General features: G+C 60.3%; 8 protein-coding genes. 4 read left to right on the top strand and 4 right to left on the bottom strand.

Going from position 1 to position 11,236, the window contains the following annotated elements; translation table 11 throughout:
• Positions 1–142: 142 nt before the first annotated feature.
• The 4 genes from speA to ACA071_RS03340 form a co-directional block, all read right to left on the bottom strand.
• Positions 143–2,056, bottom strand: a complete 1,914-nt coding sequence (speA, locus tag ACA071_RS03355; RefSeq protein ID WP_497643121.1) for an arginine decarboxylase — start codon at positions 2,054–2,056, stop codon at positions 143–145.
• Between the two features lie 214 nt (positions 2,057–2,270).
• Positions 2,271–2,642, bottom strand: coding sequence for a translation initiation factor Sui1 (locus tag ACA071_RS03350; RefSeq protein WP_497643120.1), 372 nt, complete (start codon positions 2,640–2,642; stop codon positions 2,271–2,273).
• A 278-nt stretch (positions 2,643–2,920) separates the two neighbouring features.
• Entirely contained in the window at positions 2,921–3,478 is a 558-nt protein-coding gene (locus ACA071_RS03345; RefSeq protein ID WP_497643118.1) for an NUDIX hydrolase, read from the bottom strand.
• Between the two features lie 3 nt (positions 3,479–3,481).
• Positions 3,482–4,549 (bottom strand): DUF2333 family protein, encoded by a 1,068-nt coding sequence (locus tag ACA071_RS03340; RefSeq protein ID WP_149660676.1) that lies wholly within the window; start codon positions 4,547–4,549, stop codon positions 3,482–3,484.
• 431 nt (positions 4,550–4,980) lie between these two features.
• On the opposite strand from ACA071_RS03340, the gene gcbA reads away from it, so the two are divergent.
• From gcbA to aroQ, 4 genes are all read left to right on the top strand, one after another.
• On the top strand, positions 4,981–6,651 hold the full coding sequence (gcbA, locus tag ACA071_RS03335) for a diguanylate cyclase GcbA (protein ID WP_497643117.1): 1,671 nt from the start codon (positions 4,981–4,983) through the stop codon (positions 6,649–6,651).
• Positions 6,652–6,703: 52 nt separating this feature from the next.
• Positions 6,704–8,650, top strand: coding sequence for a methyl-accepting chemotaxis protein (locus ACA071_RS03330; protein ID WP_497643116.1), 1,947 nt, complete (start codon positions 6,704–6,706; stop codon positions 8,648–8,650).
• Between the two features lie 204 nt (positions 8,651–8,854).
• On the top strand, positions 8,855–10,618 hold the full coding sequence (locus ACA071_RS03325; RefSeq protein ID WP_497643115.1) for a protein-disulfide reductase DsbD: 1,764 nt from the start codon (positions 8,855–8,857) through the stop codon (positions 10,616–10,618).
• A gap of 131 nt (positions 10,619–10,749) precedes the next feature.
• A complete protein-coding gene (aroQ, locus tag ACA071_RS03320; protein WP_497643114.1) occupies positions 10,750–11,202 on the top strand; it encodes a type II 3-dehydroquinate dehydratase in 453 nt (150 codons plus the stop codon).
• Positions 11,203–11,236 lie beyond the last annotated feature (34 nt).

Below are 11,236 nucleotides of genomic sequence, written 5' to 3'. Positions count from 1 at the left end.
GCGAAAAGAAGACCACATCGCTTTAGAAGCCGTTGATGTGAGTCATTTCGCGTGGAAAGAGAGAAGTGTCGCACCAGGTCATCTGAAATTTCCGCGGTGTGCGGAACATTTTCAGACAACCCGATGGGAGCAGTGCCTTACCTCAAGAAGACAGGTAAGACGAACGGGTCAGGCCCAGGCGCAGCGCGTCGAGGAACTGGGTCCGCTCGGCCGCGGTAATGCGCGCACTGGCGCACTTGTCGCGGTAGTGGGTCATCAGCTCTTCCGGCGACAAGTGCACGTAGCGCAGCATGTCTTCGATGGTGTCGTGGGTTTCGATACCCGCGTGGTACACGCTGCCGTCGGCGTTCTGGTAGATGTTCACCGAGTCGGTGTCACCGAACAGGTTGTGCATGTCGCCGAGAATTTCCTGGTAAGCGCCGACCAGGAAAATCCCCAGCAGGTAGTCTTCACCTTCATTCAAACCGTGCACAGGCAGGCTGGTTTCGATGCTCTGCTCGTCGACGTATTGCTTGATCTTGCCGTCGGAGTCGCAGGTCAGGTCTTGCAGCACCGCACGGCGCATCGGCTCTTCGTCGAGACGGTGCAGCGGCAGGATCGGCAGCACCTGGCCGATCGCCCAGGTGTCCGGCAGGCTCTGGAACACCGAGAAGTTGCAGATGTACTTGTCGGCAAGCTTGTCATTGAGCTCGTCGAGCACCTGACGGTGGGAACGCTGACGCGCCTTCAACGAGTTGTGCAGGCGACGGCAAACGGCAAAGTAGCATTGCTCGGCCAAGGCTTTTTCCGCCAGGGTCAGCTTGCCATCGGCGTACTGGGTGGCGATGTCGCTCATGTAGTGCGTGGCGCGCCAGTAGGTTTCGGTGACCATCTCGATGTCGGTCGGGCCCAGCAGGTCAACCAGCCACTGCACGGTTTCCGGCAGTTCTTCCTTGTTATCGATGACCGGCACGTCGTCGTTGTGTTTCTCGACGTCGGTCACCTGCACCACCAGCATGGCGTGGTGGGCGGTCAGGGAGCGGCCGCTCTCGGAGAAGATGTTCGGGTGCGGCAGGTTCTGCGCGTCGCAGAATTCCTTGAGCATCCCGACCACGACACCGGCGTAATCGTCCATGTCGTAGTTGATCGAGCTGGCGTTGCGTGAGTGCGTACCGTCGTAGTCCACGCCCAAACCGCCGCCGACGTCGATGTGGTCCACCGGCAGGCCGAGGTTGCGCAGCTCGCCGTAATAGCGGATCGCTTCCTTGAAACCATGCTGGTAGTCCGCCAGGTTGGCGATCTGCGAGCCCATGTGGAAGTGCAGCAGGCGAATGCCTTGATCCAGGCCAGCGGCGCGGAAGCGCTCGACGACGGACAGCAGTTGCGCCGCCGACAGACCGAACTTGGACTTCTCGCCGCCGGTGTCCGCCCACTTGGACGAGGCCAGGGACGACAGGCGCACGCGCAGGCCGACCTGAGGCTTGACCTTCAATGCGGCCGCTTCTTCGATCACCAGCTCAACTTCGGACTCTTTCTCGATCACGATGAACACGTTGTGGCCAAGCTTCTGGCCCATCAGCGCCAAGCGAATGAACTCGCGGTCCTTGTAACCGTTGCAGACGATGGTGCCGCCCTTCGGCGCCAGTGCCAGCACCGCCAGCAGCTCAGGCTTGGAGCCGGCTTCGAGGCCGATGGACACGTCCTGAGTGGCGATGATGTTCTCGATCACCGCTTCTTGCTGGTTCACCTTGATCGGGTACAGCGCGGTGTACTTGCTCTGGTATTCCAGGCGCTCGATGTTGGCATCGAAGGCACCGGTCAGCTGACGCACGCGGTCTTGCAGGATATCCGGGAAACGCACCAGCAATGGCAAGGACAAACCGCTTTTGCGCAGCTGGTCGACTTGCTCGAACAGGTCGATAGGCGAACTGGTCGGACCGTTCGGACGAACTTCGACGCGACCGGCGTCATTGATCGCGAAATATCCGGCCCCCCAATGGCGAATCCCGTAAACACTGCGGCTGTCCGCAACTGTCCATTGGCTGCCATCGTCTTTGCGTGTGCGTCTTACGGACATTGAAGTCCCCTATAAAGAAGTCATAGAGCGTCGCCTGGGTTCAGGCCGGCGCAGTCTAAAGAATGAAAATGACGGTTCGTCAACGAGGGGATAGACCTCGTTGACCGCAGTGAGTTTAGAAACCAGTCAGAACAGGCTCTGTGAAAACCATGTGGGCGACGCCAGGCCTGCTGTCAGGACCGGGTCAAGCCGAGGGTGGTTTTCACAGAGGCTGCTAGCCGCCGGACTTCTTCGCCTTGAAACCCAGTTTGATCAGTTCAGCCAAGAGTAGCTCGACATGATCGCCCTGGATTTCGATGATGCCGTCTTTCAACGCCCCACCGGTGCCGCAACGCTTCTTCAGCGTGGTCGCCAGGGTCGTGAGCGCTTCAAGGGCCAACGGCACGCCGGTGATGGTGGTCACCGTCTTACCGCCACGGCCCTTGCTTTCGCGACGCACGCGAGCAATGCCGTCGCCGGCCGGGATCACGGTTTGTTTGCAGATACAGGCATCCACCGGTTTGCTGCAGTCCGGGCAATGACGACCTGCGTCGGTGGAAAATACCAAGCCACCAAGGGCGGCGAAGGATGCGGCTTTTTTGGCCACCGGCAATCCTCTTGGGAGGACAAAGACTGGTCGCAGCACTTAGGCAAGGCTATCGACCGCGAAGCCCCACTCAGGCAGGGGCAGCGCTACTGAACCAGAAATCCTCTGTATGAGCTGTCGAGTGCAACGAGGCTGCGATCTTTTGATTTTGCCGTTAAATCAAGATCAAAAGATCGCAGCCTTCGGCAGCTCCTACACAGGCACAGCAGGTTCAGCTTGAAAAGGTCGCGCAGTGTAACGGCAAAAAGCCGACTTGCTAAGAGCCAATGGGCGCCAATTTACAGCTCTTTTGCGACGTCGGTTTGCTGAGCCCGCAGATAACGCTTCAACGCAGCCAAAGAGTCCGGGCAGTAAGGCTTTTGCGTGATTTCCTGCATGACCTGATCGATCGGGATAAAGCGCGCTTCGAGCACTTCTTCCGGCTGCAGGATCAACGGGCCGTCCCATACCGCCGAAAATGCCGAACACCACAGCCGATTACCAGTGTCCTCGAAGAAAAAGTGGTCATGGGCGGTCAGTTCCACACCGCTCACGCCCAATTCCTCTTCCAGCTCACGAGCGGCCGATTCGGCGTAGCTCTCGTCGGCCTGCACCATACCCCCCGCCGCCACGTCCCAGTAACCGGGATAAATGGCTTTGCTCAGGGTGCGCCGGTGTACGCAAAGCTCACCGGCCGAATTGAACAGCATGATGTAGGTACCGCGCCCGATCAGCCCGCGTTCGCGCAAGTCGCTGCGGACCAGGCCGCCGAGCAGGTTGTCCTGCTCGTCGACCCAGGCGATCTGTTCGGCATCCGAGGCCGCGCGATGGGCGGCCTCCCTGGCGTTATCGACCATGACTCAGCCCTGATTGAGCAGTTGACGCAAATCGATCACGGCCGCGTTGGCCCGGGAAATATAGTTGGCCATGACCAACGAGTGGTTGGCCAACACCCCGAAGCCGCTGCCATTGAGGATCATCGGGCTCCAGACCGGTTCTTGCGAAGCCTCCAGCTCACGAATGATCTGACGCACGCTGACCGTGGCGTTTTTCTTCGCCAATACGTCAGCGAAGTCGACTTCGATGGCACGCAGCAGGTGGGACAAGGCCCAGGCCTGACCGCGAGCTTCGTAGAACACGTTGTCGATCTGCATCCACGGGGTCTCGACGATTTCTTCGTCAACCTGCGGTACCTGGCCCGGCACCACCACCTCGGTCTTCAGCGAAGTGTTGAGTTTGACCCGGCCAACACTGGCCGACAGGCGTTGTGACAACGAACCCAGACGGGTCCCGACATCGCCCAGCCAGTTGTTCAGGTTGTCAGCGCGTGCATAGAACAGAGCGTTTTTCTGCGACGGATCGGACAGACGCGCCTGGTAGCGGCTCAGGGAATTGATGCCCTCCTGATACTCCGACTCACTGGACGGCAAGATCCAGCTCTTGTTATCGAAGTTGAAACGCGGCTCGGCCTTGGCCAGATCCGAATCTTCCGCCGATTGCGACTGCGAGCGCGCGAAGTCTTTACGCAGGGCGCGGGTCAAGTCGCGGACCTGGACCAGCACGCCATATTCCCAGCTCGGCATGTTGTCCATCCACAGACCCGGCGGGAAGCGGTCGTTGGAAATGTAGCCGCCCGGTTTGGTCAGCAAGGTGCCGGCAACGGTCTTGAGGGTTTCCACCGTGGTGTAACCGACGACCATTTGCTTGCCTTGTTGCTCAGCCGCGACCTGGGCATTTTGCTGGACCGGAAACAGTGCAGGCTCTTCACTCCAGTACCAGCCCAGGCCAATGGTGACCAGCAGGTAAATGGCAATCAGAGTGGCCAGCGCCCGGCTGAACAACAGGCCACTGACGTAGCTGCGGGTGGCCGATTTTGGTTCAGCGGCACGTTCAGGCGCGCTGCCCGCGCGGTTCTTCCAGTCCAGCATGGCGATATCCTTTCAATCACTTGAGTTCATCGGTTCGACCACAACCCTACGCCATCGTGCCTCTTTTTACCGCGCATAAATCCAGCGGGAAACAGCGAGCCACACAATCGCAGCGATCGAGGCGTCACTATAAATGAAGGACGGGCCTTGTAGCAGCTGCCGAGCCTGTGAGGCTGCGTTCGGCGGCGAAACCGTCGTAAAACCTGAGTGCGAGGTCGTCCTGAAACACCGAGCCACCTGATTTCACGACGGCTTCGCCGCCGAACGCAGCCTTCGGCAGCTGCTGCACAGAGCCTGCGCGACCGATTAGTCAGAAACTGAATGAGGTCGCTTTGCAGATTATTGACGTACGACACTCATGTGACTGAAAAGAGGTGCTAGCATAGAGCCACCAGTCGACCTCAGCATGCACCCTAACTAGTAGTCAGGATATGACCGAGCCAGAAGACCCCAGCCGTGAGCGCCTCAAGCACCACTTTGCCCAGCGGGTAATTCATCAGGCACGTCAGATTCTTGAGATATGGCAGCGCCTGCAACGCAGCGAGTGGTCCACCACCGATTTGTCCGAGCTGAGCGAGGCCAACCTGCGCTTGCTGCGCTTTGCCGAACGCTTCGAACAACCGGAACACACGCAACTGGCGCGCCACATCGGCCAGTCGCTGGAAGCGGTAGACGCCAACCGCGGACGCTTGAGCAGCGGCCTGATCACTGACCTCAACCGATTGATGCAACGCCTGTCCCGCACCGGCCTGCGTCACGGCGATCAGCTTGACCAAACCTTTCTGCCGCCGTTGCGCAAGCCGATCTACGTGATGTTGCAGGATCACGATCGCGCCGAACGGCTGGCCAAACAACTGGAATTCTTCGGGCTCAGCGCCCAATCCCTGGACAGCGTGTCGGCGTTTCGCTCCTCGATGGTCGAGCGACTGCCCGCGGCGATTGTCATGGATGTGGACTTCAGCGGCCCCGGCATCGGTTTGAAACTGGCGGCCGAAGCCCAGGTCGGTCTCGATGAACCGTTGCCGCTGTTGTTTTTCAGCCTGCTCGAAACCGACACCCCAACCCGCCTCGCCGCCGTGCGCGCCGGTGGCCAGGAATTTCTCACCGGCACCCTCGAAGCCTCGAGCCTGCTGGAGAAGATCGAAGTCCTGACCTGCGTCGCCCAGTACGAACCGTATAAAGTGCTGATCATCGACGACTCCCGCGCCCAGGCTTTGCACACCGAGCGGCTGCTCAACAGCGCCGGGATTGTCACGCGGACTTTGATCGAGCCGATCCAGGCCATGGCCGAGCTGGCGGACTTCCAGCCCGACCTGATCATCCTCGACATGTACATGCCAGCCTGCACCGGTACCGAATTGGCCAAAGTGATTCGCCACAACGACCGTTACGTCAGCGTGCCGATCATTTACCTGTCAGCCGAAGACGACCTCGACAAGCAACTCGACGCCATGAGCGAAGGCGGCGATGACTTCCTGACCAAACCGATCAAGCCGCGCCACTTGATCACCACCGTGCGCAACCGCGCCGCCCGTGCGCGCAACCTCAAAGCACGGATGGTCCGCGACAGCCTCACCGGTTTGTACAACCACACCCACATTCTGCAATTGCTCGAAGACTGCTCGTTCCGCGCCCGTCGCGAGAGCAAGCCGCTGAGCTTTGCGATGCTCGATATCGACCACTTCAAACGGGTTAACGACAGCCACGGCCACCCCATGGGCGACCGAGTGATCAAGAGCCTGGCACTGTTTCTCAAGCAGCGATTGCGCAAGACCGACTTCATTGGCCGTTACGGTGGCGAAGAGTTCGCGATTGTGATGCCGGACACCGATGTCGAATCGGCCCACAAGGTGCTCGACGAAATCCGTCAGCGCTTTGCCGAAATTCACTACCCGGCCCAGCCCCAGGACCTTTGGTGCACCTTCAGCGCCGGCGTGGTCGAGCTGCGCGAAGATTCCGACAGCCTGATGATGGCCAGCCAGGCGGACGAGGCGCTGTACCGCGCCAAGGACGCCGGACGCAACCGCGTGCAGGCCGCGCGAGCGTCAAAGCAAAGTGCCACTTTTTCATCGGAATCCACCGACTCGGTCATAACCCTGTAACACAAACGCAATAAATTCAGGCGCTTACCATTCTGCCGTTGGTAGATCCGTTATGCGCCTGAAGCTGCTGACCAACCTCAATACCCTCCTGCTCGTCGCCGTGTGCGTCGCCCTCGGCGCCACGCTGTGGTGGTCGCAAAAAGCCTTGGAGCGCCCCTATCTATTGATGGAACGCTACCTGGGCCTGTCCCAGCAATTTCAAAATGAAGTGGCGCGTAACGTTGAAGACTACCTGTCCAGCGGCGATGCCCTACGGCTGAGCAGCGCCGGCCAGGCCATCAGCGGTTTGCAAAAAGAGCTGACTGAATTACCCCCGGCGCTGGCCGACACCTTGCGTCCAAGCCTGTCGGGCCTTGAAGAATTCAGCAAGACCGACCTGCTGGCCGCCGGCAAACTCGCGGGCGATCCACAAGCGCTGCTGCTCCAGGCCGAACGGGAATTGGGCGCCAGCCTCGATCAACTCAGCCAATACGCCAGCGCGAATGCAAGCTATCTGACACCGTTGCTCGCCGCTTCCCAGCACTTGGGCAAGCTGTCCCTGGCCCGGGACAAACTGGTCAGCAGCGGTCGCAGCGAACTGGCCGCCGATGTCGAGCGCGAAGTCGCCAACATCCGCACACAGGCTGAGTTGTTGGACACCTTGCCGCTGCTCGGCGTGACCAGCAGCAGTGAATCGAACACCGATGACTTTGCCTCGCTGATGGGCCTGGAGAACACCGAAAAAGCCGTGACCGAAGATGCCGGCGTCGGCCTCAAGCGCGAACTGAACAGCCTGCTCACCCGTTACCCGGCCGAACTGGCGCGCACCCGCGACCAGATCCAGAAGCGCGCCGACCTGAGCGCCGCGACACACCTGAAAATCACCGCCGTACAACAAGCCATCGCCGGTCTGGAACCGGTGGTGCGCGCCCAGCACGGGCAGATCCAGGCGGAAGTGCGCTTGATGCAAGGCCTGATGATCGGCCTGATCCTGCTGATCGCGCTGCTGATCGACACCTTGCAACGCCGCTTGGCCCGCACCCTGACCAACCTGGCGCCCGCCCTTTCGACCTGGGCCGAGGGCGATTTCAGCCAGGACATTCAATTGGGCAAGACCAATCGTGAACTGCATGACATACAGGCCTCGCTCAATCGCTTGCGCGCCTATCTGGTGGACTTGGTGGGGACCATTCGCCTCAACGCCGAACAGGTCGCCGGCAGCAGCCGCACCTTGGCCGAACTGAGTAACGACCTGCACCGCGGTGCCGAGCATCAGGCCGGCGACACCGCGTTGATCCGCGATTCCCTCGGTGAACTGGAGGCCACCATTCAACAAGTGGCCGGCGATGCCAGTCAGGCCGCTGATGCGAGTCGCAATGCCGGATTGGCGGTGGAGCAGGGTCAGAAAGTGATCGGCCTGAGCCTGACCGGGCTGCATGCGCTGGTGGGCGAAGTGCAAGGTAACGCGCAGATGATCGAACACCTGGCTGAAGAGTCGGCGACCATCGGCGGCGTGCTGACGGTGATCCGCTCGATTGCCGACCAAACCAATTTACTGGCGCTGAACGCCGCCATCGAAGCCGCTCGCGCCGGGGAAATGGGCCGCGGTTTTGCGGTGGTCGCCGAAGAAGTGCGGTCCCTGGCGCAACGCACCGCCGGCGCCACGGCCGAAATCCAGACCTTGATCGCCGGCCTGCAAACGGCGGCGCGGCAATCGGTCGAAGGCATGCGCGCCCAGGTCGAACACGCCGAAGCCACCGCCAATCAGGCCCAGGCGGCTGACGGTGCGCTGGATAAAATTGTTGGGGCGATCCAGACCATTGCCGACACGGCGGTGCGCATTGCCGATGTCACGGCACAGCAAAGTGGGGCGGTCAGTGAGATTCGCGATCACAGTGAGCGGATTCATCAATTGGGTGGGGATAACTTGCTGCGCATTGGTGAGGGGCGCGAGCAGGGGGAGAATTTGTTGGTGTTGGGCGGACGGCTTCATACCGCCGTCCAGGCCTTCCGAGTCTGATAGACCGCCCCACATGATCGTTCCCACGCTCCCCGTGGGAATGCCTCAATGGACGCTCTGCGTCCGCTCTTGGGACGCGGAGCGTCCCGGGCTGCATTCCTGCGCGGAGCGTGGGAACGATCATCGTCTCCTACAGAGATCGGTGTAGATGCAGGCATCGCGCACTCAGCTATCATGCCCCCACGTTCGATACGCGAGATTGTCATGCGCCGTTTGCTCTGCCTGTTGCTTTTAGTGCTCGCCCTGCCGGCTTCCGCCGCCGGGTTGCTGGACAGTCGGCCCAGTTCGACATTGGGCTCGATCAACAACAGCGCCGATTTTCTGCCAGTGCGCGAAGCCTTTCAGTTGAGCCTGGTAGACAGCACGCCGCAATCGATCAAGCTGCGCTTTGTCGCCACCGAGGGTTACTACCTCTATCGGCACCGCTTCCAGTTTCGCGCCGATCCGACCGATGTCGCCCTGGGCGCTGCGCAACTGCCCAACGGTGAAAAGAAGCACGATGAGTACTTCGGCGATGTCGAGGTTTACCACGGGATTCTCGATGTAGAGCTGCCACGCACCGATCAACGCGCGTTCACCCTGGCGGTGACCTATCAGGGCTGCGCCGACAAAGGCTTGTGCTATCCGCCCGAAACCGAGCGGTTGAGCATTGATGGCATCGGCGCGGCGGTCGCCGAAAACGTCGCCACCACTACGGCGAACTGGAGCTGGCGCGAACTGGCGCTGTTCTTCCTCGCTGGCCTGGGCCTGACGTTTACGCCCTGCGTGCTACCGATGCTGCCGATCCTCTCCGGCGTGGTGCTGCGCGGCCAGATTGGCGGGCTGCGTGGGTTCAATCTGTCACTGTCCTACGTGCTGTCGATGGCGGTCTGCTTTGCCCTGCTCGGCGCCTTGATGGGGATGTTCGGCGCGCAGCTCAATCTTCAGGCACGCCTGCAATCGGCTTGGGTACTGGTGCCGTTCGCGACGTTTTTTGCAGTGTTTGCGCTGGCAATGTTCGGCGTGTTCGAACTCAAGCTACCCGATGCCATCAGTCATCGACTGCACCACATCGCCGGGCGCACCGAAGGCGGCTCGTTGTGGGGCGCGGCAGTGCTGGGCGTAGTTTCCAGTCTGTTGGTTTCGCCCTGCGTCTCGGCGCCGCTGGCGGGCGCATTGCTGTACATCAGCGCCAGCGGCGACGCCTTGGGCGGCGGGTTGAAACTGTTTGTGCTGGGCCTGGGTATGGGCACGCCGCTGTTGCTGGTGGCCACCGGCGGCGCCGCCTGGCTGCCGAAAAGCGGACCGTGGCTGATCTATGTAAAAAACGCCATTGGCGTGTTGCTGCTGGGGCTGGCGGTGGGCTTGCTCAGTCGGGTGCTGCCGGGCCAGATCACGTTGCTCTTGATCGGCTTGCTGGCCGGTGGCGTCGGTTTGTTCATGGGCGCGCTGGAGTTCGTCTATAAACCCCCTCGAAAACGCCTGGGCCAATTGCTCGGGATGTTCCTGGTGTTTTATGCCCTGTCCTGCTGGTATGGCGCGTTCAGTGGTCAGACCGATCCGCTCAACCCCATCGGCCAGTCGCGCACCGTTATTGTCAATGAACAGGCGCAAGACACCAGCACTTGGCAAACCGTCAGCACCCCGGCCGACCTGGACCGTGTCCTCGCCGAAGCCAGGACGTCAGGCACCCCGCTGCTGCTGGATTGGTATGCCGACTGGTGCATCAGTTGCAAAGTTATCGAACACGAAGTGCTCAACGACACGACAGTCGTCGAACGCCTCAAGGGTTATCGGTTGATTCGCTTCGATATCACCGCCAGCAATGCCGAACAACGCACTCTGCTCGACCGCTACAAATTGTTCGGTCCACCGGCGTTGATGTTTTTCGGCAAGGATGGCGCCGAACGCGCCGATGTGCGGGTGATTGGCGAGATCAATGCAAAAGACTTCGCCGAACGTGTCGCCAAAGCAAATGACCGGATTTAATCACTCGGTCACATATTTTGCGCAAACATCGGCCATCGTGCTGGCTATTGCATAGAACTGGACAGTCACAAAGGCTTTGCGGCATAGTCGCCGGGTTCTGACAATTGCACACAGATAACAAGGAACAGCAGATGGCGACGCTATTGGTTCTGCACGGACCCAACCTGAACTTGCTCGGCACCCGCGAACCGGGCGTCTACGGGGCGACCACCCTGGCGCAGATCAACCAGGACCTGGAACGCCGTGCTCGCGAAGCCGGTCATCATTTGCTCTACCTGCAAAGTAATGCCGAGTACGAATTGATTGATCGCATCCACGCTGCCAGCAGCGAAGGTGTGGACTTCATTCTGATCAATCCAGCAGCTTTTACACACACAAGTGTCGCATTACGTGACGCGCTGCTGGCGGTGAGCATCCCATTCATCGAAGTGCATTTGTCTAACGTGCACAAACGCGAACCTTTCCGCCATCACTCTTACTTCTCCGATGTAGCGGTGGGAGTGATCTGCGGCCTTGGCGCCAGCGGTTATCGACTGGCCCTGGAGGCCGCACTAGAGCAGCTTGAAAGACAGGCAACGGCTTGAACAACAAGCGTTGAACGCCCCTGACCGACCCTTG

This window comes from Pseudomonas sp. LBUM1646, from assembly GCF_059716165.1.
This window is presented reverse-complemented; position numbering and strand designations above follow the sequence as displayed.

Bases quoted from the DNA above. Each gene is read 5' to 3' on its own strand.
- speA (WP_497643121.1), bottom strand. From the start codon at position 2,056: ATGTCCGTAAGACGCACACGCAAAGACGATGGCAGCCAATGGACAGTT.
- ACA071_RS03345 (WP_497643118.1), bottom strand. From the start codon at position 3,478: ATGGTCGATAACGCCAGGGAGGCCGCCCATCGCGCGGCCTCGGATGCC.
- ACA071_RS03340 (WP_149660676.1), bottom strand. From the start codon at position 4,549: ATGCTGGACTGGAAGAACCGCGCGGGCAGCGCGCCTGAACGTGCCGCT.
- gcbA (WP_497643117.1), top strand. From the start codon at position 4,981: ATGACCGAGCCAGAAGACCCCAGCCGTGAGCGCCTCAAGCACCACTTT.
- ACA071_RS03330 (WP_497643116.1), top strand. From the start codon at position 6,704: ATGCGCCTGAAGCTGCTGACCAACCTCAATACCCTCCTGCTCGTCGCC.
- ACA071_RS03325 (WP_497643115.1), top strand. From the start codon at position 8,855: ATGCGCCGTTTGCTCTGCCTGTTGCTTTTAGTGCTCGCCCTGCCGGCT.
- aroQ (WP_497643114.1), top strand. From the start codon at position 10,750: ATGGCGACGCTATTGGTTCTGCACGGACCCAACCTGAACTTGCTCGGC.